We start from the raw sequence: 25,566 nt of genomic DNA, 5'->3' as shown, positions 1-25,566 counted from the left end.
GGTCCGCCAACAATCTGGCCAACAGTAGAGCGCGAGATAGCCTTGGTTGATGATCTGGATTTCTACTACAGGAGTTCATTCATCCTCTCCTGGAAATAGCTTGGGTATTTCTCCATTACCGCCCTGGCTCCGTCCCGATCTTTTTTCAGCGCCTTCACGAGATCCCTCTTCTGAGTCGCTGCCAGGTTCAAGGATGCGGCGAGGTCCTGAGCGATGACGCGGTCCGAAAAGCCAAGCTCGTAAAGGGCAATGGTGGTTTCGTTCGGCAGACCATATTTCAGTCGCTTTTGGAAAATTTGGAGACGATTGATCGGGTCATCTGTTCCTTCGCGGTCCAGCATTTCTACAAATTCACACAATGCACTCACAAGAAGAGCCCCATCGTAGGCAAGACCGCCCTCGCAGATATCAATGATATTTTCGATTTTGACTTTCCTGGGCCTCTTCCCCTTACCGAGCTTGCATTTATTATTGTCGGCAATTCTGAAAAGCTGATGAAATGGGGTTCCTGAAATCCACTTCTTCGTAATTTCTTTCAGGACGTTCTTCTTGTCGAACTTATTGAAAGCTTTGTTGTGTACATGCCCCATTATTAATGGCCACACGAGGTCAAAAGCTTCGTCTCCATTTTGGGCGTCAAGAAGTTCATCAGCGTTATCTTGAACCCACCCCTCAATCGCCTTGGCATCGTTGACACCATAGAGTGTTTTGCCAAATGCTTTTCGCCGATTAACGTCAGTAATATTCTCTGATATGTTTTCCGCCAGAAGCTTGAACAATTCTTGAATCTGTTCCCGTTTCTCATCATCAGCCAAGAAGTACGCCAATGTCTGTTCCGCGAGATCAGCAATGTCTTCCTCCGTCAACCCATTATCAACAGCATCCCAGTTGGAGAGAAGAAAGCCTTCGATGGAGGCGAGAGTCAGGCTGAAAAATTCGAATTGCGGTTTAACCGCATCGACCGTGAAACCGTTTCCACCGTATTGTTTAGCAATCTTGGTGATAATTTCATTCAGGGAATCCCACCCGGCTATATGAGCTTTGGCAAAAGACAGGATGTCCCATGTCAACGAATGATTCATTTTGTCTTTTGACTTGGTACGGTCATTCCGGATAACCAGAGGGATCAGTTGAAAGAGGCTGCTTGCGCATTCCTCTGACTTGGTTGGATCAAGCAGCTCCTTGACTATATCCCACCGCCAACCGTCTTTTCGGTTGCGGCGCTTGTCATACACAATAGGGTCGGCAAACAAAATGCTGCCTTCAGTATGCATCCCCGCTCGGCCCGCTCGGCCAATGAGATTGTGGAAATCGCGAACCTTGATGCGCTCCATGCCCTGGTAGACGCTGGTAACAATGAGGTACCGAATTGGGAGATTTACGCCCTGCGCCAGTGTGGAGGTGCAAACAACGAACCGCACGAGGTTTTCACGCATAGCGTGTTCCACTGAAAGGCGGATACCATGTGGTGTATTGCCATGATGAGAAAATATGCCATGCTCGGCACTCATTGAAGCCGATGCTTCAGGTCCAAGATTCGCAGCATGGAGGTAATGGAGCCGTTCAACCTCCATTTGATTTGAGAATTCTTGTGGGAGTGGAAACGGAATACCACGATCAATGAATTCTACCGCTTTTTCACAGATGCTTGTCGCTGTTGATTTTTTGCCACAGAAGATGGCGATGCTTCCATTAGGGGCCAGTTTTATACCGAGATAGAGTGCAATGGCTTGGCCATCGTCCCTCTCTGGAAAATGACGTTCTTTCTGCTCTCTGCCTCTTTTCCCGAGATTGAATCTTTCAATCACCCTGGGAACGAAAAACTCGCCTTGTTCGGCATCACGGCTGTCGACGTACTCGATCCTTCCCAACTGATCGAGCCAGCTCGCGAACCCGACCGACCTGAAAGTCGGAATCAGGGTTGTTCCTTCGACGACATTGGGCTCCCCGTTCAGCCATTCTCCAACAGCCTCGGCGTTGCTGATGACCGCTGAGATCAGCACCTTCTGGGTTCCTTCAGGAATCATGGAGCGCAGCGACGTCAGGAGCAGCTCGTATGTGATGCCTCGGGTGCCGCTGTCGAACTGGTGGCCTTCATCAAAAACCAGCAGGCCAACGTGGGCAGCCAGCTCGGGAGCATGCCGAAGAACATAAAGCAGCTTCTCGGGGGTTATAACCAGAATCTGTTTGTGCCCCAGGAGTTCGGCAATCTCGAAGTCGGTCTGTAGGGCATCGGATAACTCATCCACCCTAGTGTGTTCGTTGTGGAATGCCTCGACGAGACTGTTCTTGATCTCATGGCACAGTGCCCTGAACGGGGCGATGATGATGGCCAGTGACACGCGGTCGGCCAGAAACGCGCTTCGAAGGATCAGCTCCGTTGCCTTCGTTTTGCCAGCGCTGGTGGGCATTTGAATGATGGCAGACTCGCCTTTGAGAACATCCGCCTGGCCCAAAAGGTGTTGTGCAGGCCAGAGTTCCTTGATGAACGAATCCTTTTGCAGCGCATGGAGCCATTTGTCTCGGGGCAGCCCGGAATATGACGGCAAAGCCTTCCAGGCGGAGTTTTCCAGCTTTTTCCTCAGAACGGCTGCGATCACATCACCAAAAAGAAGCTGCCTGGGCGTGCCGAATTCATAGACGGCGTCCCGCAGCTTCATGGCCAAATCGAGGAGATTTTTTTCGCCGTTCCCATCCTCAAAAAACTGGAGAATCCACTTTGAAATCCCGTCGATGAATCCGCCGAACGGCCCCTCAGCTCCATCAAAATAGGTTCCCAGATCGGCCTGCAGCAACCAGAGCAACAGGTACTCCAAACTATCGCCATCCAGATCCGGGCAGTCGCCATCGATGCGCTTCGCCAATACCGACGCGCTTCCGGGAAGATCACACAGGTAAAAGGAGGCGGAGCCCAGAAGCACTAGGTATGGATCAAGTGTCTCGTTCAGCTTTGATTGGAGGTAGGAGTCGAAAAAACGGGCGGAAAATAGCAGATTGTTTTTTAGCTCTGCGAGGGAATCGGGATCTGGCTCCACCCGGTTGATGGCGGCGGCGAGGTCACCAAGCAGGCCAATCGAAATGGTGAAGAGCTTATTAGGATGTAGTGATAAATCTATCTCCTGATATTCTTCAGGTACATGGTACTCGATCATCTTTGCTTTTGATCGAGTAACACCCAAAAGACGATTGGATTTTCTATCAGGCCTCATCCGCAGCCCTCCTGTAGAGCTCGTGGACAAGGTCCATCATGCTGGGTCCCTTGATAACCAAGAGAACTAGGCTGTCACCATTTGGATGAGGGAAGAACTCCTTTGATTTTGCTGACTTGGGAATTTTCCCGCAGTCAGCTGCAGCCAATTCTTCGGCGTCGAAAAATTCGTCTGAAATGATGGCTGCAGCGCCGTAGGTTTCCTTGTAGGGCATATCTACTGGGCTTTGAAATCTCTCGATCCTTTGAGCCTGTTCGATTTCCCTTTTTTCAAAGAGCTTTTGCTTGATGAAGTTCAGTGATTCATCGATGCGAATGTGATCCTTGGCAGAATCGTTGATGGCATCCTGCAGGCGATTGATTGTAGAGGCGGAGAATTTTGTCTTGGATTCAAAAACAAACAACACGTCCTTGGTGGAGGCTTCGCCGTTTTTTTTGTGAAATCGGAATCCAATGACATCGCTGCCCTTGGGCGATTCATCTCGAACAACCTTTGATGACCACCGTACCCTGGGTACCCAGTAACCGAGAAGCCATTGCAGGTAATCGGAAACCAGAATTTCCCCGAAATCTCCTGCTCTGATTCCTGGGCCGAGTTTGGATGTTCTGCAAGGGAACTTGATATTGGTCAGATAGTCCGGTCGCGGGCGTTTACCCCGGAGGAAATCGATCTCGGTATCCAGACAGTAATGATTTCGAAAGTGTTTCGCCCAGGCCGATAGCACGGCCTCATCTTTCTCATGACGAAGCTCCCAGACCTCGACCTCCTTGCCATCGGCGGTCTTTAGTCGCTCACCGGTATCGATGAGCCATTTGGTATGATCTGAAGTCCAGGGCATTTACAATCCGTTCCCAGCGTTAAAGATCTTTCTTCTCAATTCGAGCAGCAGTGAGACGACTACTTTTTCCATATATTGCTCCGACAAGCCAACAGGCTCTGGCTCCGACGTCTTCAGGTTTAGAATTCATAATATCTATTCCCCTCCATTCTCACATCGCCCCCTTAGTTTGCATCTCATGGTCGACAGAACCCCGCGTTCAAAGAACGGCAAGTCGATGGTGTCGAATACCGAACTGCAATATTGCTCGGCGAAGAGCTGTAGGTGAGCGGCGTCACGGGCCACGTCCGGATCGGATGGCAGATACTGGAGAAGCGCGTCGCTAATAAGCATCACAAACTTGCTTCTCGCTCGGGTCAGCGTCACATTGAATCGTCGTGGGCTTAGGATGAACGCATCTTCTGACGCAACAAAATCCCGGTCGGCCACCACGTAACTGGAAAGGATGAGGTCGCGTTCCTGACCCTGGAACCGGTCTACAGTGTCCACAAATGGAGGCGGGTCCATCGTCATACCGGCTGCGTCCACGAGCAGATTTCTGATGGATGCCATCTGGGCTCGGTGGGGAGTGACGATGCCGATTTTCTGCGTCCAAAACTTCTGGGCGCTTACTCCAAACTGTTGTGCGTCGACCAGCTTCTTGTACAAAAGGGTCAAAGCGGAAACGATCTGCGCCTCGAAAGGGTTCGATAATGTATAGGTGTTGGCGGAGTAGCTGATCACCACCACAGGGCAGTCTGGGTCCAGAATGCGGAGAAACTGGTCGGACCATGGCAACTGCTCAGGCCAGTCGGCTGGTCTTCCATCAATATTGATGGCGAGATCCAGCTTTCTCTCGGGGAAGAACGCCTCGTATTCGTTCTTATAAAAACGCTTACAGGGCCATGCGGAAATTTCCACGTTGGTCCGGTAGTTGTGTTTAAGCTGCACCGGGGTGATGCCGTGGGTCTCCTTCATGTAAGAGAAAATGCAGTCAAACAGCCCTTGAACGCTATCCTTCATCTGGAAGCCGTAGATCGGCCCAAGCTGCCGGTCGTCACCTGCAAGGACAACATGCCCATCAGGCTTCAAAAGCAGAAAGTAGGCCGCAGCCGCAGCAACCTGAACCTGTGATGCCTCGTCGATCACCAGAAGATCAAACCATTCGGCTGTCGGTTCGCTATCCTGGTGATCTTTCTCGGCAAGTCGCCCAAGTTGCTGCCAGGTGCCCCCTACGATGATGATCCCGGGATCGTCGCCTTTCAGGGCATTCACAAAGCCCTGAGCCCTTGCGGAGGTACTCGGCATATCTTCGATCTGATCACTCAAGGGAGGCGCGGAGGAGGCGCTCCTCACCCTTGTAACACGAACTGGGCAAGCTAACGCTCCGACCGTGGTCGTCCGCCTGTTGATCAGTTCCAGGACTTCGTTGAGGACGTTATCGATAGCGTTGTAGTTGCTAGACCCGATACCGACACGCAGCGGAATTCCCGCCTCGGCGTAATGTTCAATCCACCCAAGAATAGTCCCGGCCAAGACCGTGGTCTTTCCTGTACCCGGCGGCCCCCAAAGCAAAGAAATCCTGTTTCCGAATGCATCGTGAAAAAGGGATTCCTGCTTTTCGTTAAAGGCATCCTTCAGATATGGTGTTACCTTCGCGTACAACTGGTTGGTGTCGGCGAATGTTTTTCCTGCTGCCAGCGAGCCGGGTGTATACATCAGGCTATGGGCTGGTTCGGTCATTTTTGTCGGTCTCTTAGCCATTGCCTTACCTCCGCTTCCTGGCACGTTTGATCGGTGCTGCCTTGCCGCCGACAGACCTCAATGCTTTTTCTATCCTGTCGCTCGAGAAGTCCCGGTACATCGGATCGAGGACAAGCGGTGAGTCGAGTGCCACGAGTCCTTGGGCGACGGCAAACTGAAAGAGCACCTGGTGACCTGGCTTAAGAACCACATAGGGATTGTCCTGCATGGCCTCCAACCGAATGACCTCTACCTGAAGCAATGCCCCTATCGACTTGTTCGTCATCCACCGCTCGGTCAGGCCGTGTTCGCCCAGCAGTTCTTCTGCATCCTGGAAACCCAGTCCAAGTCGCCGACGCCACGGTTCGTCGAGATCCACGTATTCATTCTCGTTGGACAGCGCGACGGTAAATTCGCCTTCCTTGATTCTGGAATCCCTGCTGGTCGGTGAAAAATCGAAAACATAGAGCGTTTCGTGTTGGTACTGTGGATTCGCGAACTTGATCTCATCGATGATCGGATCAGCCTCTGCTTGAGGCTTCAAGGTCAACCCGCGTATCGAGAAAAACCTCGCCTCCCGTTCATCGACGGGCATTGAGCGAGTGTTCCGGTTCTCCATTTCCTGGCATGCGACATTGAGCTTCTCAAAAGCGATCAGGCTTCTTGCCGCCTCCGGAACACTTGCCTGGGAGGATCGTGCGGCAGAGAAGCCGCTCTTTTTCAGCACCAACCGGTCTTTGTAATTTTCACGCAGTCGCCGGACGATGTGCTGCAAAGCTTGCAGGTGAACCTTAGTGGCCCGCTTAATGCCATCGTAGAGTTCGTCCCGGGTGTAGCGTCTCCACTTGGACGGGTCAGTAGGGTGAAGTTTATTGAAATGGCGGACGAAAATTTTGTCCTGCCACAGCTCATAGGCACGTTCGAAGGGGATCTGATCGCTCATTGGGGTAGCGAACCCAAAAGGCAGATCGAATTTATACGGGGTTCCATCCTCCCGAACATTTGGGAAGAAACTGTTCGCTGCATCAAACAGGGAGTAATCGTGGGCAACCGGCAGCCCAACGAGCATTCGCAGGACTTCCTTGACGATTGTCCCAGGCTGGGACTTGAAAGCATCCGGATCGGGCAACAGGCTGTCCGGTGGGAAGAATCGGGTAAGTATCTCGATCAGTTCGATCACGTCAGGGTTCTGCATATGACGCTCGAACATGCGCTTGAGCTGTCGCATCTCCAGCATGTCCCAGAAGAAGATATGGGAAGATAGCCGGTCACGGGCGGGTAGACCTGTATTGACGGTTGACACCTCATCTAACCACTCAGAAACCACGGTCGCAAATTCCTTCAGCCTCTCGCGCTCCGTTTCCGGGTTCATCGCATCGACACGGTCAACGATGAAAATCTTTTCGTCCGTCACCGGAGGATCGCCCGGCTTGCGGCCGTGCGGGAAATAGAGCCGCGCCGCGCCCAGGGCAAAGGAGATACCAGAGCCCGGGTCGAAATGAATCGTGATAAAGATGCTTTGGTCAGTCCACGCGGGGATCATGGCGCTGCGCCGTCCATCGACCGGCAAGGGTGCCCCCTCGGTCAAGGAACGGGCGCGAGTTGCCAGCGCTGGCCCATCCGCCCGCAACTGGTGGCTGGAGTCGATAACGGATTGCCACCGATCATCGGCGGTAGTCACGGCTTCAGTCAGTCCCGCCGTAGTGGTAATGCCATTTGAACGGAGAAGTTCCGCCTGCCCTTGATTGAGCCAGGCCAGCCGGGAAAGATGATCGCATTCAGATGCCTTATCTCGGCAATAGCGAACGTAGTCGCAAAGCTGGCACTTGGGACCGACATGCCAACTGGCATCCTCCATGTCGGTCTGCAGAACCCTGAGAAGACGATCCTCGAAAAACTGCTTCACGTGGACTTCATAGACCTCATACGGAACCCGAATCAACGTTTCGCTGAGGGCCTTGGAAACAGGATCTGCGGCTCCCTTGGCCTGATAAAGCTGGACCAGATTCCTGAACGCATTGATGTCATGGCTTCCTGGCCAGATGGTGCCTTCCGCCGAAACGGCATATCTGCCGCCAAGACCTTCTTGCTGGATGGCTGTGGCCAATGCCAGAGCGTAGTAGGTCACTTCCGTGAAGTGCCGCAGGGATGGCTCCGCAGCCATTTTCACATCAATGATATGGATTTCGTATTCAGGCACAGTCCCATTGCCAATCAGCGGCGCACCAGTACCACCTGGATGTATCCAAAGGATGTCCGGGCGCACTCTTACCTGGTCGAGACCGAAATCGTCGTATGCCTTTTGAAGGCCGGGAGTGATGTTTGTGGGAACCGTGAACTCCGCCTCGATAATTGCCTGGGGTGGCTCCTGTTGCCGGAGGATGTCAAAAAGGTTCTGGATTTTCTTGAAGGGCTTCCGTCCCAGAAGATCATCGACCTTGTCCTCGAGAAGGAACACAACTTTCCCATCATCCGAGGTGTCGATCAGATCCTGGTATTTGTCGGCTTCCCAACGCCGCCCGGCTGCTTTGATAAGTTCAATACCAGGGCGTTTGTAGGTTTCGGCAGAGATCCCAAGTGAGTCCCTTTCAGCATCACTGGCCAGTCGAAACCGGAGAAACCGGTCACAATCGAATTTGAATGTTAGGGCAAGCGTTCCTTTATCGAGTTTCGCCATCACAACTCTCCCGGGGTTGGTATGTTCTTCAATGCATCCGACATCGGTCGTGTGCTGGTATCCGCCTCGCCTAAGAAACCTCTACTGACGACCAACGCCCGAGCCAAATTTGTGAAATCAGGTATTTTGAAGCCGATCCGTTTATGGGCGGACAAGGTCTCAAAGTGAGATTCCGCCTCCAAGACAGCGTCTTTGAAGGCGGTTTCGCTGATGACCGGAACGCCCCTCTTGATGACGCCTTTCTTCTTGCGACAGACCAGCACCGCGTCCCACTTGATGGTGCCATCGTAAGTGTGAAGGCCTCCTTGGCCTTCGCCACGCATGGGCAGCACCTTGGTTACCGAGAGTCCCGAATGAAGTAGAGCCGTGCCGAGAGCATCCCACGCCGATGCGAGTTTATGATGGTAGGTGAACACGCAGATCCCATCCGGCTTAAGCACTCGATTGCATTCCATGAAAATCTGCTGAAGCCGTTCCTGGTATCCCTTGATGGCTTCGTCGGACCGTCGCGTGATGGCCAGGTTCTGCAGTATCGGAGCCGAAGTGACGTTATCGTCATACGGGGACGGTGCGATTCTCAAAGCCTGATGCCAGGCCAAATAGAAGTCCGAGAGTTCCGAGTAGCTCAGATTGTCGAAATACGGCGGATCGGTCAGCACGAGATCCACTGAGCCATCCGGTAGTAAATGGAGTTCCTCGGAAGACTGGGTTTCAATAGCCGCCGTGGCGCTGCCGCTCAATACATCATCGACAGAGCCAAGGCAGGCTTGTTCGCGCTCGAAATCATCTTCATAAGCGACTCTGGTGCCTTCCGGATGCAGCTCCTCGGGCGCTTTGGCAAAGGCAATTGCCTTTGATATTTTCCGGACTGTGTTGATGAACGTCCCCCGTCCAACGCCATCCTGCCAAGGGTTCAGCTCAACCGGACGAGTGATGTGCCGGTATGAGTGAATGGAGAACATTGGGCTCGTTCTGCGATAGCCAAACGCATAGGCCGTGTACATGCAGTTCGTGGTGAGATGCTCACTGAAGGCCAACTCAAGGCAGCGCCGCGCCTCATCGCTTTCCACTCGGCCAATGGCCGAACCGAGAAGGTGCAGGTGGAGCTTCTGCCGGTCATTGAAAAAGTCTGCGTAATGCCGAATCCCGTGGATCAGAGGTCGTCCATCCGAACGCCCCTCGCGGGGAATGCTTCTCGCCGGCACAAGCAAGCCACCCCCGATCATCCGCAGCTTACGGGTGGCTCGGTCGTACAATGCCTTGTCCGCCTCTTCGACACGCTTGAAATGCCTAGTGCAGTTCTTGCCGGTTCCGACCAGATACTCCTGGGCAAAGAGTCTCCAAGCGGGACGTTCGGCACCGTCAAGGTCGTCCGCTGCGATCTTTTGTGTGTGCTTGCAGGTCGGGCAAGTCATGATCCCGTTGCCGTGCGTGCCCACGCTGATAGTGGTGCGCTTGCCGCAAGAGCAGTGCAGCACCTTGCGTTCAATCGGCAATTCGTGGACCGCATGACAGTCCTTGCAGAATACCCACTGCAGGCCCTTCTCTTTGGAGTAGGCCAGTTGGAAATGGGGATGGAGCTCTACGTCGTTCTGGCAATTCGAGCACTGCTTCACCTGGACCCAGAAATGATGAAGAACATCCCGTTCGACACCGTCCACCATAGTTCGATGCAACGGCATAATGAGTTGGGCGATCTCATTGCAGATCTGCTCGATTTCCGGATAGTGATCCTCCATTAGGGAGGCGGCCAATTCAAATCGGGTAATAAAGGTCGCGACCGGGTCGATATCAAAACCAATCACCCGGGCGTTGCAGCGCATGGACTCCACCAAACTTGTCCCGCCGCCGATGAAGGGATCGAGAACGACGGCGCCATGCACGGAGGTCTTTCCGAGATAGGTATCCCAAAAGGCGTCGGTCTTGTCAGGGGGAAGGGTCAGCGCGGTGATGATCGAACGGAACTGAGAGCCCACTCGGCGTGCAAACCAGCGGTGGACCCGGTACAAAGGATTTGAGCTCTGACCTTCACGCAGGGCAAGCTCGGCGATTTGGGCAATGGGAATGTCGCCCGCCTCCAGCAGGGTACGGGCAGGCCAACCGTCAAAGGTGTCGCCTCTGCAGCTTTCCATGGTTTGCTTTGTCTGCACTATTCTAACCATAGGGCCCCATTACCAACCCTTCGAAGTCGTGGACTAGTGGTTTTCATGGGGCTTGATAGCCTCCCAGGGAGGATTCTATTCAGATCGACTGAATTGTCATTTCTATTCTTCCTGCTCATTCATCTTGCTCCTGTCCGCCGCGCCGCCACCCTTGACCCACTCATCAACTTCATCTTTCTTAAACTTCCAAAGACGTCCCATGCGGTGGGCGGGCATGCCCTGCTTATCAATCCAGCGATAAACGGTGTCACTGCTGACACCCAGGTACTGGCTGATCTCATCGACCGATAACCAGCGATCATCCATCTCGGACATTACTTGCTCCTCATAGGTGGGGCCTGCCATGACATTTGGGGCTGAGGTGGTTATCACCATTGCTATTGGTTGTCGAGTATACGCTACTACTCATTGAGCCTCTATTGGTTTCACCCGCTTAATGCCGCATAGGTACCCATTCATCTGTTTTAATCCGGAGTATCGGCCAATAGTGGGCAATCAAAAAACACCCTAAGTCATCGGTCAGCTCGATTCAGCATTCAAAAAGCCACCAACAGATCGCTTTTGGATGGAGTATGGGTGTCATTGCCCTGTGTTCGTTAGTGATAATGACTGAGAGGTAGTTTTTCGATGGGTTTTTGATGATCCACATATATTGCGTCGGGCTTAGGCTTCGAATTTGTGATTTGGTGAGCTGTAATCGCGAAAGTCCGATTGCCTTCTCTGAAATTCCAGATAGATAGGAATTTATCCGCCAACGTTCCATACGCCTCAGGTTCCATCTAGGTTCTGGAATATCAGTCGTAATAGTCCAGAGGGGAATGCTGGCACCAAGATTCCAGATAGATAGGCGCATCGGTGGGTTTATTCCAACCTGTGATTTCGAACTTTGTTTCCACGTATGTGGAATTTGAGCGCCAAGATTCCAGATAGATAGTTATGTGGAAAGTTAATGGGTAGGCATTGGCTAGGAATAGCCAGCTTTTTTCCAGTGTGGAATGTGGGCCAATACGTTTTCCACTAAAAATGTTCTTTCAGAACAAAGTTAATAACTTTCAATTGGTTGTTGTGATTTCGTGGATCTGGATCCATGATGAATTCTATACCGCTAGCAGGAGGGTAATCATGAATGCCTTTGAATGGGGAATGTTCGGGCTCTGGCTGTTTTTCACTGCAGTGTTCGCCTGGTGCCTATATAGCTATAAAGCGAACCAAACTATGTCTGAAGATGATCAAAAACCACGTAACTAAGCTGATTAGAGCTTGCATTTTCCTGTGCCGTGGTAGCCTGTCTTTAAACGTGCTGACTTTCACATGTGAAATTTTTTCGGGAGAGTCCCCGACGATGAAATTCCTAGGCAATATTCTCTTGATGCTGCTCTTTGTCACAGGATTGGCGGCCTATGGCAACACCAACTTCGTCTGGTTGTTGATCTGTTTGCCTTTGGTAGTGTGGTTGTGGCGTGTGCTTTGCTGGTATATGCGCCTTCCCAGGCTCATGGTGCTCTTTTGGATCGCTCTACTGTGCTTTAAATGGACTGCGGCATTGGCCCTGGGTATTTCGGTTATTATCGTGTGGATGTTCAAGCAGCGGCATAGCATTGCGCAGGAAAGGTCTGCGAAGCGTCGGCATCAGAGACGATGGCTTTTGGGAAGCTATGATGATGACTTCCGAACCTTTACCGACGATTAGCTTTGATCACTGCCATCCATTTTCCCTCCCTCTTCGAGCTGCTTTTTCTTATCCAGCTCTGCCAGTATCAATGATGCCTTTTCTGCCGCAGCCGCGACAACATGCTCAGGCTGTTCTTCCAGCATTTGTTTCAGTGTTTTAGCCATAGCGCTCTCCATGAATATTCTGAACAGTTCTGTGAGTGTTTAGAATAAAAATTCTGGCGTTACATGTCACGAATGAATAGCGTGACATGTAACGGTTTGGGTTTAGTCATTAAAATTCAATTTGTTACATTCTGGTTTGTGAGTTGATAGTTTTAATTCTTTGTTCTCATTCCTGTATTTGCAGCACCGATAAATATCGCTCAATGTGCCCAAAATGGACAATTCCAGCGACGAGGATTGTACTCGGTGAACGGTATGATCGCTCATGACAAATCAAGATGTTATGGGAGATACCAACATATGAATATCGCATCACTGAACAATCTACTCACGTATGAAGAAGTGTGTTCACTAACCAAACTATCCCAGCCAACTTTGCGCCGTTATGTCAAAGCTGGCAAGTTTCCTCAGCCCATCAAGCCTAATCCAATGGGCAAGGCTGTACGTTTCAGAGCGGTGGATGTTCGTCGCTGGATGGCAGAGTTGTAATAGGAAGCGATAATGGAGTTTCGTCTAACTGATGCACATCTGGAATGCCTTGAAAAGGGCGATTGGCAGATTGTTGGCGGGTGGATAAGGGTTGTAGCCAGAACTCGGCGAAATACCCGTAAACATGGTTTTGGTGCGTTAATCCAGTGGCGCAACATGGATAGTGTTTTGCTACAGGACATAGTATTCAACCGGGTATTACATGGTGATCAGTCACGCCAGGTACGTGATGCCCTGATTGATTCGGGCTATTGGTTAGAGCCCTATCCACAAAGCTGGTCGCGTTTGCAGCGCTATTTGCTGCAAGAGATTCTGAAAGCCCCTTCAGGAATTTGTGTCGATACTACGGGGTGGCATGACAGTGTTTATGTCACTCAGGATTGGTCCGTTGGTACAAACGCTGAACCTTATTACTACGCCGGTCAACTGAACGACTCGATGCTGAAATGCGCCGGCACTTTGGCGCAGTGGCAATCACAGGTGGGCGCTCTATGTACCGGAAATCCGTTGATGGTGTTTGTGGTGGGCGTGGCGCTATCCGCGCCGCTGCTACATCCAGCCGCCGTGGAGAACGGTATTTTTCATTTGGTCGGGCCTTCCTCCTCCGGGAAGACATCGCTACTTGAATTGGCGGCATCGGTTTACAGCGATAGATCTTTCGTTCGCAGCTGGATTTCCACGGCGAATGGCTTGGCGGCGGTGGCCGCCGAGCAGCATGACATGTTACTCGCACTGGATGAAATTGGCCTGGCACGGCCAGAGGACGTCGATATTGCTGTTTACCATATAGTCGCGGGTACCAGTAAGCTGCGGGCAACGGAAAGCGGAGCACTCGCCAGACCTTCTCACTGGCGGACATTGGCGTTGAGCAGCGGTGAAGTTTGGCTGTCAGAAGTTTTTCAATCGCTTGGGAAGCGGCCTAAGGCCGGTCAACAGATCCGTTTGGTCGAAATACCTGTTTTTGGTCGATTTGGCACTTTTGATGCGTTGCATCGCTTTCAGTGTCCGCAACTGTTTGTCGATCATTTGAAGCTGCAGACCAGCCGGTATCACGGGAGCCTGTTCCCCGAATGGATGAACCTGCTGACATCGACGGATGAGCTTGCCCACTACGCCAAGTCTGAGATCCAGCGGTTGGTTGATCAGTGGCGAACCAGCAATATGTCATCGCAGGTAATTCGCGTGCTGCAGCGCTTTGCACTGGTTGCAACGGTACTTTCTCTTGCTTCTAGAAATTACCTGGTGCCCTGGGATGAGGAAGAGTCCGTCGATTCAGTGAAGCAGGTTTGGATGCAGTGGCTGGCTGCTCGGGGTCATGTGATGAACTCTGAGGAACACCAAGTTCTGTCCCGCTTAAAAGTTTTGCTGCCGAAATGGGAGAAGGCTCTGCAACCACTCGGTCATCAAAATGCCACTTCTTTGCTGGGCTACATCCGAGAGCTTGATGGTGAGCGGCAATGGCTGATCGATAAGAAACAGTTTCTGCGGCAGCTGGACATGCCTGGCCAGTACATGCGTGAGGTGATGCCGATGCTCCAGCGGGGATGGCTTGCAACCAACGAGCCTGAGCGGGCAACGCTAAAACTCATGATCCAAGGTAAGTCCCATCGTTTTTTCGCACTGTGGCCTGAACGCATCTATGCCGGAATACAGGAGCTGGAACTTGATGACTAATTTCCCAGTTTCCCACTTTTCCCATTCAATCTCCGGAGGAAAACGTAATGAATGAACAAACCTTCGTATTACCCACTGAAGATGTCCGTGCTCAAGTACTCAGTCAGTCAGGCCAGTGTGAAAGACTGGTCAGAGAGCATGATCGCAGGGCGATCACCGGCGTCAGCCGCACTCAGTGGTGGTCTATGGAGAGACAAGGCTTAGTCCCCAAACGAGTCAAACTGAGTGCTCATTGTGTAGCCTGGCGGCTTTCGGATCTGCTGTGGTGGATAGAGCAGAGAAAAGTCGCCTAAACAAGACAAGTTCCCCGGCCCCTTCGAGAGCCGGGGATTTTCACATTCCCAGCAAGTCTTTGAGCCGGGCGTAAGCCTCCGCATGTTTTTCGGGTTTCATCCTGGCCAGATTTTGCAGTTTCCAGCGGACGGCAGGTAACTGGTCTATGCCGGCCAATCCGAGCTGGGTCCAATTCGGTGTGTAGTTCTTGAATGAGAGCAGAAATTCTCGCTCCTGTGGTGTCAGGGATGTATTGATGATCCTAACGAGTTGTTCTCGTGCGGCTTCCAGATCGGCCAGAGGAATTTCCTGTTCGGCCATGTTGCTAAACTCCCCCTCATACAAACCGGTAATGTCCTTGAAATGGGGGTTTAGCAGCTCGGCAATAGGGCGGGGGTGGCTAATAATATATACCAGCAATGCCTTACGTAGTTGCTCGGTTATCCCCTCTCTATCGAGTAACTGTTTGATGTCGAAAAGATCCCTTGGATGTTGGCGGTCTAGCGCTGCGCAGATTTTGCCTGCATACAAATCCGAGAAGCTCACCACGGCCATTTCGGCAAAGCCAAACTCTTCTTCAACGGCTTCACTGACCGGCATGACCCTGGGCTCGTAAACCGTGCCGCGCAGTACGGGTGAGAGTTCAATTTTGATTTGAACGGCATCACGCTCCACCAGTAGACGCAGGGCATCCGCTTTATCCTGAAACGAACGGATAACCTTGGTATTTTCGAGACTGACCATGATGGTCGAGGCCAGTGCTCCAAGATTGTCCTTGATGGTCTTCAGGGCCTCATTCCGCTCCATCATGGGTAGAAAAACCAGATCGATATCGACCGAGAGCCGGGGAAAGTCACGAACGAACAAATTGATAGCCGTTCCACCTTTAAGGGCGAAACAGTCATGCCGGGCAACGAAGGGAATGAGCTGCAGCAATAGCTGGACTTGTCGGTAGTAATGGCTTTGTCTATCCATGTGCTTTACATCTCCTTCGGTACAGTGATTTGCCAGGTTGGCTCCAACCTGCCGCCCTTGGCGATCAGTCGCTTACCGGTTCCCAACTCATAACAATCAGGTTTCAGGTGCTTGAGCCAGGCGTGTTGGTGCCTTCCTGCCAACCAGAGAAAGAGCCGCTTCGCCTTGATGCTGCAACAGGCTTTCAGCAAGGCATCCAACTTGCGTGGTGAGAGGTTGTGAAGTCCCTGCATAAGCTGGTCAGCATGTTCAAAGCTGATGGTCTTGGGCATCGCTGCCAAGAGTTCCAGAATGGCTTTCTCTGGACAGGAATAGCGGAGTGGGGGGAGTGATGCCTGCCAAGTGTCTTGCCGGAGATACTTGTCGTCTTGCATCAGCGTCTCAGGCCACAGGCGGCGCGTACCGTGCCACTCAATCTGCGCTGGGATCTTGATTCTGTCCAGCCACTTGGGGAGCGCAGCATCGGAATAGAGCTGAACCCTTGGTTTGCTTCCCTTGGACAGGTAATGACCGAGGCCTTCAAGCTCTAACGCGGTTAAGCCTCCGACATGGATGGGGGCATCGGACATGCGCTGCAAAGAGGCAACGATGCCTTTCCAGGAGAGCCTTGCTTCCTGCCTGGAGTAAACACCTGCTGCAAGAGGGATCAGGGTCTGGTTGCGCACAGCATTGTCCAGAAAGTGCAAGTTGAGCCCTTGTGCCTCCAGCCATGATTTGGTGGCTACCATATCCAAGGGCAGCACCTTCTGCAGCTGCTGTCTGGCTTCAGTATTGAGCATGGCTAGCCTCAGGGTGGTTTGTAAACAATAAAATATACGTCAATTATTGACGTGATTTAGGAATTTATCAAACCAATCTGCTTCTGGCAGTTTGTATATTTGTCATTTCACGCCAATTAATACCGTGAAAATTATGATTTGCAAACCGCATCAAAATCGACAATCTTATTTGTCTCACTGCCATTAACAAAAGGGGCCAGCCACTCACCGAGCTTGGTATGTGCTTCTTTGCGCTCTTCAAAATAGGCATGCCGGTTGTAGATCTCATCGACCCTATTTCCAGCTTGCTGATTCAGGCAACGCTTGGCAAGGCTGTCGTCAACCCCCATCTTACCGAGCATAGTTCTGGCGGTACCGCGCAAATCATGGACCCGGCGCTTATCAAACGAGAAGAAGCCCTGCTCAAACAACTTTTTCAGCGCATGGTTCAGGGTGTTCTCACACACGTGGGGAGTGCGAGCCTGCCTGCTTATCCGCCTGGCCGGGAACACCCAGTCACTGCCACAACTGCGGATCTTTAATTCTTCCAGCCATGACAGTGCCGGTTCACTGAGTGGGATATCGATAGCACGGCGTTTCTTGGTGCGCTCTTTGGGGAGGTGCCACAGCCGATTCGTCAAGTCAAACTCGTGCCATGGAGCGGCCAAAAGCTCCATTTTTCTGGTACAGGTGGCTATCAGCAGGGCACATGCTAAGTAGTTTTCGCGGCTGAACTGTGCCGGGATCGCTCTGAGCTTGGTGAAGAACTCAATCACTTCGGATTCGGTCATTGGGTAGTTAGCGGCTTGTTCCTCCCCGTCGGCATCCCTGGGACGGAACGGACTGGCTGGGTTGAACTGGGTTACGTCCAACTTCATGCCGTGATCAAAGATGCGCTTGAGCATGCGCATAACGTCGTTGGAAATGGTTGGCCTCGGCGGTTTGTCGCCATAGCCGTTTGCGATGTCGCGCAGGATCTCACTGACATCGAGAGGCCTTATCTTCTCCAACTCGACTTTGCCAATGCGCCAGGCAATCTCGCGTTCGTAAAGGCTGCGTTCTTTCTCGTGTGTAGCAATTTCCCGTTGCCGTAGCTGGTAATAGTCGGCATACAGATCATTCAGGGTCTTGAAGGGATTACCGTTGACCTTTTGTCTTTCCTGAACCGGATCGGCTCCCTCTCGCTTGATCGCCAACCTCAGCTTGGCCGCTTCATCCCGGGCATCGGCGAGTGACCAGTCAACTACCTTGCCTATGGTGTATTCACGCCGGAGTTTTGTGGCCGCGGTGGTATAGCGCAACATCCAGTAGGCATCGCCGCGCTTGGGGGTCATCAGATATAGTCCATCACCATCGGCATGCCGGACTGAAGGTTTTTCCTTGATCAGTTTCTTGACGGTTTTATCATGCAACTTGCCCACTTTTCAGCCTCAAAAAAATTGGGGAGTACAGTCTCACTCTGCAAACTATAGCGAGAAAATACTCCCCAATCTACTACCCATAACTACCCAAACAAGACAGGATAGCTTTGGATTTTATGATCTTCAAATCTACATAATAATTTGATTTTTAATCGTTTTATGTCAGTTGTTGACTTCCAACAAACATCATTCAATATTCTGAATCTGCTCGCGCATTTGCTCGATCAACACTTTCAGCTCAATGGCTGAGTTGGTCACTTCGGCATTGATAGATTTTGATGCCAGCGTATTCGACTCACGGTTGAATTCCTGCATCATAAAGTCCAGCCGGCGGCCAACCGCTTCTTTCTTCTTCAGGATGTTGTAGGTTTCTTTAACGTGGGCATCCAGGCGATCCAGCTCTTCAGCTACATCAATCCGCTGTGCCATCAGAACCAGTTCCTGTTCAAGACGGTTGTTTTCTAACTGAACAGACGCCTCATCCAGTTTGCTCACCAGGCGTTCACGCTGCCATTTCAGGATATCCGGCATTTGCGCACGCACTTTGCTGACTTCCGTGCTGACACCTTCCAGGCGTTGCTCAATTAATGCTTTAAGCGCCAGGCCTTCGGTTTCACGGGCAACGATAAAGTCATCCAGTGCGGATTCCAGCCCACCCATGATTTCACTGGTAATGGCATCAAGATCCTGCTCTTTGGCAGACATCACGCCTGGCCAGCGCAGAATATCCAGTGGGTTGATTTCACCTTCATCACTCTGCATTTTTACCCAGTTGCCGGCCTGTACCAGCTGTTTTGCCAGTTCCTCATTGAGAATCAGCTCACTTTGAGCGTGGCTGTCTGGCTCAAAACGCAGGGTGCATTCGATTTTGCCGCGGGTCAGGCGTGCACGAATACGTTCGCGCACTACGGGTTCAAGACTGCGAAATTGTTCAGGGAGGCGCAGGTAGGTTTCGAGGTAGCGCTGGTTGACTGAGCGCAGTTCCCAGGAGGCTGAGCCCCAGTTGCCTTTAATTTCACGCCGGGCGTAGGCGGTCATGCTACGGATCATATCAGTAACCAATTTTATAAATGGATGAGGGGATTATAGCCAGCATGCTCCCATCAGGATAGGAATAAGGTCGCGAAGTCCGTATAATGCGCAGCCACATTCGTTTCTGACCGGAGAAGACTCATGCGTCCAGCAGGCCGTAGTAACACACAAGTACGCCCCGTCACTCTTACTCGCCATTACACCAAACACGCCGAAGGCTCTGTTCTGGTGGCGTTTGGCGATACCAAAGTACTGTGTACCGCCACGGTAGAAGAAGGCGTCCCCCGCTTTCTGAAAGGCCAGGGCCAGGGTTGGGTAACCGCAGAATACGGTATGTTGCCGCGTGCCACTCACACCCGTAACGCGCGTGAAGCAGCCAAGGGCAAGCAGGGTGGGCGCACTATGGAAATCCAGCGCCTTATCGCCCGTGCATTGCGTGCCGCAATAGACCTGAAAGCGCTGGGTGAATACACCATCACGCTGGACTGCGATGTCCTGCAGGCTGATGGTGGAACACGCACTGCCTCTATTTCTGGTGCCTGTGTGGCACTGGCTGATGCCCTGAACACGATGGTGGCAAACGGCAAACTGAAAGCTAACCCAATGAAAGGGATGGTTGCCGCGGTATCGGTAGGTATCGTGAATGGTGAAGCAGTTTGTGACCTGGAGTATGTGGAAGATTCCGCTGCCGAAACTGACATGAACGTGGTCATGATGGAAGACGGGCGCATGATTGAAGTGCAGGGCACTGCTGAAGGCGAGCCGTTCAGCCATGAAGAGCTTCTCACGTTGCTGGCTTTGGCTCGTGGGGGTATCGAATCTATCATCGCGTCGCAGAAGGCGGCGTTAGAAAATTAATTTTCAGGCGGCCTGTGAGTCGCCTTTTTTTTGCCCGCGGGTTGGCGCATTGTGGCAGTGATGTCCAGGCCACCCGTGCGTGAACAGAATTGCCACAGTAAGGAGCGAATCCATGAAACCGTATCAGCGCCAGTTTATTGAATTTGCGCTTAACAAGCAGGTATTGAAGTTTGGTGAGTTTACCCTGAAATCCGGGCGTATCAGCCCCTATTTCTTCAATGCGGGGCTGTTTAATACCGGGCGTGATCTGGCACTTTTGGGGCGTTTCTATGCCGAAGCGCTGGTGGACTCCGGGATTGATTTTGACCTGCTGTTTGGCCCGGCTTATAAAGGGATCCCCATTGCGACAACAACCGCTGTTGCACTGGCGGAGCACCATGAGCGGGATGTGCCTTACTGCTTTAACCGTAAAGAAGCAAAAGACCATGGTGAAGGGGGTAACCTGGTTGGCAGCCCGCTGCAAGGCCGGGTAATGCTGGTGGATGATGTGATTACGGCAGGTACAGCTATTCGTGAATCGATGGAGATTATCCAGGCGAATGGTGCATCTCTTGCCGGGGTACTGATATCACTGGACCGCCAGGAACGTGGGCGCAGTGATATTTCCGCGATTCAGGAAGTGGAGCGCGATTACCACTGCAAAGTCATTTCCATTATTACCCTGAAAGACGTCATCAGTTGGCTGGAAGAAAAACCAGAAATGGCTCAGCACCTGGCGTCGGTTCGTGAGTATCGCGAACAATACGGTGTGTAAACCTCACCAGTAAAAAAGGGCCTTCAGGCCCTTTTTTTAGTTCAGCTGAGCGGCCAGTAGCGGCCAGCGGGCTTCAAAATCATCAGTTGGGTGGTAGCGAAATTCGCTGCGTACAAAGCGTGACAGCATACCTTCGCAAAACGCCAGTAACTGGCTGGCTAACAGCGTTTCGTCCACTGTGTAGCTTTCGCCTTCACGCATTTTCCGTTCACGCATTACCTGGCGCAGTTGGGCTTCAATACGCTCAAATAATTGATTAATACGCCCCTGTAACCGGTCCTGTTCAAACATTAATGCATGGCCAGTAAGAATGCGGGTTAACCCTGGGTTGCGTTCGCCAAACCCCAAAATAAGCAGCACAATCAGCCTTAAACGCGCAGTGGTATCCTTTTCATCTTTCAATATCAGGTTGATACGTGTGATAAGGCTGTCTTCGATAAATTCGATAAGGCTATCGAACATGCGCGTTTTGCTGGGAAAATGGCGGTAAAGTGCGGCTTCAGAGACACCCACCGTGGCAGCCAGTTTTGCTGTGGTAATACGTTGGCTGCCATCACTTGATTCAAGCATTTGGGCCAGCGCCTGCAGTATTTCGTCGCGACGATTCCTTTTCGCCGTTTGTTTTTCTGCCATGTTCTAAAATACCCCTGAAATAAGCAATGACCAGGTAATGCCCACACATTAACCCTGACCCGCAGGCTGATTTACCTGCGGGGCCATCATCGAATTACTGATGTCTGGCGGGGCTGTCCCTGGATTATTATTGGCGGCCAGAATGGCCGAAACCGCCTTCTCCACGATCCGTAGCGGCAAAATCTTCAACAACATTAAATTCAGCCTGTACGACCGGTACAAAAACCATTTGTGCCAGGCGCTCACCGGGTTCGACAGTAAAAGTGGTTTGCCCACGGTTCCATACCGATACCATTAACTGCCCCTGATAATCGGAATCAATCAGGCCAACCAGGTTGCCCAGCACAACACCGTGTTTATGGCCAAGCCCTGAGCGCGGTAAAATTACCGCCGCCAGTGAAGGGTCTGCAATATGGATAGCCAGCCCGGTCGGCACCAGTGTGGTTTGCCCGGGGGCGAGGTCGAAAGCCTCATCAAGACAGGCGCGCAGATCGAGCCCGGCGGAGCCAGAGGTGGCGTAAGTTGGCAAGGGAAATTGCTGGCCAACACGCGGGTCCAGAATCTTAACGTCGATTTTTTTCATCATAACGGGTAATGATCTCGTCCAGTAACAATTGACCAAGCTGGGTTTTGCTGGTTAACGCCAGCGCTTTATCCCCATCTTGCCAGAAGAGGTGCAATGCATTCATATCACTATTAAACCCCTGGCCTGCTACAGAAACGTCATTTGCGCAGATTAAATCCAGGTGTTTGCGGGTTTGTTTTTGCCGGGCATATTCTTCCACATTACTTGTTTCGGCAGCAAACCCGACAACATAAGGGCGGTTTTCTGTTAACCCGGCCACGCCTGCAATGATATCCGGGTTTTTTACCATTTTTATGATCAACCCGTCTTCATCGCTTTGTTTTTTTATTTTCTCCGCAGCGATTTGTTCGGCACGGAAATCGGCGACGGCGGCACAGCCAATGAAAATTGCCTGCTTTTGTACGGATTGCTGCACAATCGCATTCATTTCCAGCGCCGTTGTTACGTCAACACGCAGTACGCCTTGTGGAGTGGGGAGTGACACAGGCCCGCTGACCAGAGTGACATTGGCCCCTCTTTTTGCCGCAGCAGCAGCCAGAGCAAAACCCATTTTCCCTGAACTGTGATTGGTAATATACCTGACGGGATCCAGGGGTTCACGTGTTGGGCCTGCTGTTATCATGATATTCAGATCTTTCAGGTCCTGGCTGTGGCCGAAATGTTGCTCTGCCATTTCAACTATTACCAGTGGGTCGAGCATTCTGCCTGGCCCTACATCGCCACAGGCCTGGCTACCACTGTCCGGGCCCCAAATAAGTAACCCACGTTCGGCCAGGCGTTCAATATTTTGTTGGGTGGCGGTGGCGCGGAACATCTGCTGGTTCATGGCCGGGACGACGGCAACGGTGGCAGGTGTCGCCAGGCACATTGTGCTGACCAGGTCATTTGCCATGCCGGCAGTCACCCGGGCAATTAAATCAGCCGTGGCCGGAGCCAGAATCACCAGGTCTGCCCACTTGCCCAGCTCAATATGCCCCATTGCTGCTTCTGCTGCAGTATCCAGCAGGCTTTCTGATACCGGGTGCCCGGATACGGCCTGCAGAGTTAGTGGGGTGATGAACGCTTTTGCCGCTTCGGTCATAACAACACGCACTTCTGCGCCATGATCGCGCAACCTGCGTACCAGTTCAGGGGTTTTATAGGCAGCAATGCCGCCGCTAATACCCAGGACAATTTTTTTACCGGACAAGCCCATGGTGATGTTCCCGTCTGTATGAAAACAAGATGCGGCATGTTACCACAAATCATGCAAACGGGGTTTCGATGCCCTTGATTCTCTGCGTACAGGCTCGCAGCCAGCGTGTTGGCCATTCGCCAGGAAGAGATGCTGGTGGCATTGTGTCACCTGTTTGACGTGCAGGCGTGGCAACAGGAGGCGTGATGGAGAATGTGGCAGGGCTTCCCCCGCGGGAGAAACTCATGAAATATGGTGCGAAAGTGCTGACGGATGTAGAACTTCTGGCATTATTTTTACGTACCGGCAAGCGTGGTGTTCATGTGCTGACGCTGGCACACCAGTTACTGTTTCATTTTGGTTCTCTCAGGGCTTTATTAAGCGCGGATTTGGCTCAAATCCGCAAGGTAGGCGGTATTGGGGTGGCGAAATATGCTGAACTGAATGCGATTACTGAGCTGGCCTGCCGCTTTCACGCATCCGCTCTTGCGGAAATGGATACGCTGAATAATCCTCATGTTGTCAGGCAGTTTTTACAAAATGAGCTGGCATCAGAGGAACGGGAAATTTTTATGGTGTTGTTTTTGGATAACCATAACAGAGTGATTGAACACCAGCGAATGTTTTCCGGAACACTCACCCATGTTGAGGTTTATCCGCGCGAAGTGGTGCGCCAGGCCATTAAACTTAATGCAGCGAGTGTTATTTTCGCTCATAATCACCCATCGGGCCGGGCCGAACCCAGCCGCGCTGACCAGTTAATCACCCAAAGGTTGGTAGAAAGCTGCCAATTTATGGATATTCGTGTGCTTGACCATCTGGTTATTGGGCGTGGAGAGACCGTTTCTTTCGCAGAAAGAGGGTGGATTTAGGGCAATTTACGCGATCCTCCGGGATCTTTATTTGTTCGGGACTTGAGCACATCCCTGAGTCAGCGTATACTACGCCACCTTTGAGAATCTCGGGTTTGGCGATTGGGCCTGGCATCACGAGTTCACATTGAACCGGAAGACCAGGCCAGTACAGGCCTGACGAGGCTGCCGATACCCTTTACGAAGCTCGAGCTAATTTGATTTTTGGAGAATAGACATGTCCCGAGTCTGCCAAGTTACTGGCAAGCGTCCGGTGACCGGTAACAACCGTTCACACGCACTGAACGCGACTAAACGCCGTTTTCTGCCGAACCTGCACTCTCACCGCTTTTGGGTAGAGAGCGAAAAGCGTTTTGTAACCCTGCGTGTATCTGCTAAAGGTATGCGTGTAATTGATAAAAAAGGCATCGAATCAGTTCTGTCTGATCTGCGTGCCCGTGGCGAGAAGTACTAAGAGGAATTAAATCATGGCTAAAGGTGTTCGCGAGAAGATCAAGCTGGTTTCTTCTGCTGGTACTGGTCATTTCTATACCACCACGAAGAACAAACGTACTAAACCCGAAAAACTGGAATTGAACAAATACGATCCGGTTGTTCGTAAGCACGTTGTATACAAAGAAGCTAAAATTAAATAATTTTAGTGGCTTTGTGAGAAACGGTCCTTCGGGGCCGTTTTTTTATGCCTGGAATTTCCCGCCTTCAATCCCCATATCATCATGGTGCTGGCTGACACGTTAGAATCTGTTTGCCAGATGCGTTTGTGACCAGGTCTTGCTGCAACAAGGTAAGGCTGAAAGAGCAAAGAGGATGCCATGCCCGAATTACCTGAGGTTGAAACCAGCCGCCGTGGAATTGAGCCCCATTTAGTGGGCGCGACGATTCAGTTTGTCGAAGTTCGCAATGGGCGCCTGCGCTGGCCTGTTTCTGATGAAATCTATCGCCTGAGTGATGTGCCTGTACTGAGTGTGCAGCGCAGGGCGAAGTACCTGCTGCTGGAACTCCCTACGGGCTGGATAATCATTCACCTTGGTATGTCTGGCAGCTTGCGTGTCTTGCCGCAGGATGCGCCACCAGAAAAACATGACCACGTTGATGTCATCTTATCTAACGGTAAGTGCCTGCGTTATACCGACCCCCGCCGGTTTGGCGCGTGGTTATGGGCTACAGAGTTGGAAGGGCACCCTGTATTAGCACATTTAGGGCCTGAGCCGCTCACAGAGGCGTTTAATGCCGAATACCTGTATCAGAAGAGCCGGAGTAAAAAAATCGCGGTAAAACCCTGGTTGATGGACAACAAGCTTGTGGTGGGGGTGGGGAATATCTATGCCAGTGAGTCACTCTTTGCGGCGGGGATACACCCGGACAGGGTGGCGCATTCGTTATCGCCAGATGATGCGAAACGCCTGACTCAGGCAATTAAAGCGGTACTGGCTCACTCAATTGAGCAGGGCGGAACAACACTGCGCGACTTCCTGCAAACGGACGGTAAGCCCGGGTATTTTGCTCAGGAATTACAGGTTTATGGCCGTGCAGGGGAATTATGCCGCCAGTGCGGGGCAGTGATTAAAAGTGGTAAACACGGGCAACGTACAACATTTTGGTGCCCGTGTTGCCAGCATTAAG

The 25,566-nt window shown here is 51.8% G+C and carries 24 protein-coding genes; 10 read left to right on the top strand and 14 right to left on the bottom strand.

Features of this window, described 5'->3' with window-relative positions:
* Positions 1-65 precede the first annotated feature (65 nt).
* From DES37_RS19525 to DES37_RS19500, 6 genes are all read right to left on the bottom strand, one after another.
* Entirely contained in the window at positions 66-3,209 is a 3,144-nt protein-coding gene (locus DES37_RS19525) for a DEAD/DEAH box helicase (protein ID WP_110027414.1), read from the bottom strand.
* The gene (locus DES37_RS19520) at positions 3,199-4,047 is read right to left on the bottom strand and encodes a Hachiman antiphage defense system protein HamA (RefSeq protein ID WP_110027412.1); all 849 of its coding nucleotides are present in this window, start codon (positions 4,045-4,047) and stop codon (positions 3,199-3,201) included. The genes DES37_RS19525 and DES37_RS19520 overlap by 11 nt, the downstream gene beginning before the upstream one ends.
* Positions 4,048-4,182: 135 nt before the next feature.
* Positions 4,183-5,790, bottom strand: coding sequence for a DEAD/DEAH box helicase (locus DES37_RS19515; RefSeq protein ID WP_110027411.1), 1,608 nt, complete (start codon positions 5,788-5,790; stop codon positions 4,183-4,185).
* A gap of 4 nt (positions 5,791-5,794) precedes the next feature.
* On the bottom strand, positions 5,795-8,446 hold the full coding sequence (locus DES37_RS19510; RefSeq protein WP_110027410.1) for a hypothetical protein: 2,652 nt from the start codon (positions 8,444-8,446) through the stop codon (positions 5,795-5,797).
* The gene (locus DES37_RS19505) at positions 8,446-10,596 is read right to left on the bottom strand and encodes a DNA methyltransferase (RefSeq protein ID WP_245930135.1); all 2,151 of its coding nucleotides are present in this window, start codon (positions 10,594-10,596) and stop codon (positions 8,446-8,448) included. The genes DES37_RS19510 and DES37_RS19505 overlap by 1 nt, the downstream gene beginning before the upstream one ends.
* Positions 10,597-10,710: 114 nt before the next feature.
* Positions 10,711-10,923 carry a helix-turn-helix domain-containing protein gene (locus DES37_RS19500; RefSeq protein WP_001293242.1) on the bottom strand — a complete coding sequence of 71 codons (213 nt, stop codon included), beginning with the start codon at positions 10,921-10,923 and terminating at the stop codon, positions 10,711-10,713.
* A 1,027-nt stretch (positions 10,924-11,950) separates the two neighbouring features.
* Between DES37_RS19500 and DES37_RS19495 the strand changes: the two genes are divergently transcribed.
* Positions 11,951-12,298, top strand: coding sequence for a hypothetical protein (locus DES37_RS19495; protein ID WP_110027406.1), 348 nt, complete (start codon positions 11,951-11,953; stop codon positions 12,296-12,298).
* On the opposite strand, the gene DES37_RS25675 is transcribed toward DES37_RS19495, so the two are convergent.
* Positions 12,295-12,444: a hypothetical protein gene (locus DES37_RS25675; RefSeq protein WP_170123795.1), complete on the bottom strand. Its 150-nt coding sequence runs from the start codon at positions 12,442-12,444 to the stop codon at positions 12,295-12,297. The genes DES37_RS19495 and DES37_RS25675 overlap by 4 nt on opposite strands.
* Before the next feature lie 300 nt (positions 12,445-12,744).
* On the opposite strand from DES37_RS25675, the gene DES37_RS19490 reads away from it, so the two are divergent.
* The 3 genes from DES37_RS19490 to DES37_RS19480 are packed head-to-tail and all read left to right on the top strand — an operon-like array spanning position 12,745 to position 14,900.
* Positions 12,745-12,933: a helix-turn-helix transcriptional regulator gene (locus DES37_RS19490; RefSeq protein ID WP_110027404.1), complete on the top strand. Its 189-nt coding sequence runs from the start codon at positions 12,745-12,747 to the stop codon at positions 12,931-12,933.
* 12 nt (positions 12,934-12,945) lie between these two features.
* Positions 12,946-14,607 carry a DUF927 domain-containing protein gene (locus DES37_RS19485; RefSeq protein ID WP_110027403.1) on the top strand — a complete coding sequence of 554 codons (1,662 nt, stop codon included), beginning with the start codon at positions 12,946-12,948 and terminating at the stop codon, positions 14,605-14,607.
* 47 nt (positions 14,608-14,654) lie between these two features.
* A complete protein-coding gene (locus tag DES37_RS19480) occupies positions 14,655-14,900 on the top strand; it encodes a helix-turn-helix transcriptional regulator (RefSeq protein ID WP_089564912.1) in 246 nt (81 codons plus the stop codon).
* A gap of 40 nt (positions 14,901-14,940) precedes the next feature.
* Here the strand turns inward: DES37_RS19480 and DES37_RS19475 are convergent, their stop codons facing one another.
* The 4 genes from DES37_RS19475 to DES37_RS19460 all read right to left on the bottom strand — a co-directional run bounded on the left by DES37_RS19475 (position 14,941) and on the right by DES37_RS19460 (position 19,084).
* Complete coding sequence (locus DES37_RS19475; protein WP_110027401.1) at positions 14,941-15,855, bottom strand: nucleotidyl transferase AbiEii/AbiGii toxin family protein; 915 nt, start codon at positions 15,853-15,855, stop codon at positions 14,941-14,943.
* 5 nt (positions 15,856-15,860) lie between these two features.
* The gene (locus tag DES37_RS19470; protein ID WP_110027399.1) at positions 15,861-16,634 is read right to left on the bottom strand and encodes a type IV toxin-antitoxin system AbiEi family antitoxin; all 774 of its coding nucleotides are present in this window, start codon (positions 16,632-16,634) and stop codon (positions 15,861-15,863) included.
* A 131-nt stretch (positions 16,635-16,765) separates the two neighbouring features.
* Positions 16,766-18,034 (bottom strand): tyrosine-type recombinase/integrase, encoded by a 1,269-nt coding sequence (locus DES37_RS19465; RefSeq protein WP_110027398.1) that lies wholly within the window; start codon positions 18,032-18,034, stop codon positions 16,766-16,768.
* 186 nt (positions 18,035-18,220) lie between these two features.
* Complete coding sequence (locus tag DES37_RS19460; protein ID WP_110027396.1) at positions 18,221-19,084, bottom strand: YicC/YloC family endoribonuclease; 864 nt, start codon at positions 19,082-19,084, stop codon at positions 18,221-18,223.
* 123 nt (positions 19,085-19,207) lie between these two features.
* Here DES37_RS19460 and rph point away from each other — a divergent pair, with 123 nt between their 5' ends.
* Together rph and pyrE are read left to right on the top strand one after the other, a co-directional pair.
* On the top strand, positions 19,208-19,924 hold the full coding sequence (gene rph / locus DES37_RS19455) for a ribonuclease PH (RefSeq protein ID WP_036115688.1): 717 nt from the start codon (positions 19,208-19,210) through the stop codon (positions 19,922-19,924).
* 112 nt (positions 19,925-20,036) lie between these two features.
* Positions 20,037-20,678 (top strand): orotate phosphoribosyltransferase, encoded by a 642-nt coding sequence (gene pyrE, locus DES37_RS19450; protein WP_110027395.1) that lies wholly within the window; start codon positions 20,037-20,039, stop codon positions 20,676-20,678.
* 36 nt (positions 20,679-20,714) lie between these two features.
* On the opposite strand, the gene slmA is transcribed toward pyrE, so the two are convergent.
* The 3 genes from slmA to coaBC form a co-directional block, all read right to left on the bottom strand.
* The gene (slmA, locus tag DES37_RS19445) at positions 20,715-21,311 is read right to left on the bottom strand and encodes a nucleoid occlusion factor SlmA (protein WP_036115693.1); all 597 of its coding nucleotides are present in this window, start codon (positions 21,309-21,311) and stop codon (positions 20,715-20,717) included.
* A 127-nt stretch (positions 21,312-21,438) separates the two neighbouring features.
* On the bottom strand, positions 21,439-21,897 hold the full coding sequence (gene dut, locus DES37_RS19440) for a dUTP diphosphatase (protein WP_036115695.1): 459 nt from the start codon (positions 21,895-21,897) through the stop codon (positions 21,439-21,441).
* Entirely contained in the window at positions 21,875-23,092 is a 1,218-nt protein-coding gene (gene coaBC, locus DES37_RS19435; RefSeq protein WP_110027393.1) for a bifunctional phosphopantothenoylcysteine decarboxylase/phosphopantothenate--cysteine ligase CoaBC, read from the bottom strand. The genes dut and coaBC overlap by 23 nt, the downstream gene beginning before the upstream one ends.
* A gap of 185 nt (positions 23,093-23,277) precedes the next feature.
* Here coaBC and radC point away from each other — a divergent pair, with 185 nt between their 5' ends.
* From radC to mutM, 4 genes are all read left to right on the top strand, one after another.
* Positions 23,278-23,943 carry a RadC family protein gene (gene radC, locus DES37_RS19430; protein WP_036115700.1) on the top strand — a complete coding sequence of 222 codons (666 nt, stop codon included), beginning with the start codon at positions 23,278-23,280 and terminating at the stop codon, positions 23,941-23,943.
* 217 nt (positions 23,944-24,160) lie between these two features.
* On the top strand, positions 24,161-24,397 hold the full coding sequence (gene rpmB / locus DES37_RS19425; protein ID WP_036115703.1) for a 50S ribosomal protein L28: 237 nt from the start codon (positions 24,161-24,163) through the stop codon (positions 24,395-24,397).
* A 13-nt stretch (positions 24,398-24,410) separates the two neighbouring features.
* The gene (gene rpmG / locus DES37_RS19420; protein WP_036115707.1) at positions 24,411-24,578 is read left to right on the top strand and encodes a 50S ribosomal protein L33; all 168 of its coding nucleotides are present in this window, start codon (positions 24,411-24,413) and stop codon (positions 24,576-24,578) included.
* A gap of 177 nt (positions 24,579-24,755) precedes the next feature.
* Positions 24,756-25,565, top strand: coding sequence for a bifunctional DNA-formamidopyrimidine glycosylase/DNA-(apurinic or apyrimidinic site) lyase (gene mutM, locus DES37_RS19415; RefSeq protein WP_110027391.1), 810 nt, complete (start codon positions 24,756-24,758; stop codon positions 25,563-25,565).
* Position 25,566: the final 1 nt, after the last annotated feature.

Source organism: Mangrovibacter plantisponsor, assembly GCF_003182475.1.
Classification (GTDB): Bacteria; Pseudomonadota; Gammaproteobacteria; order Enterobacterales; family Enterobacteriaceae; genus Mangrovibacter; species Mangrovibacter plantisponsor.
This window is presented reverse-complemented; position numbering and strand designations above follow the sequence as displayed.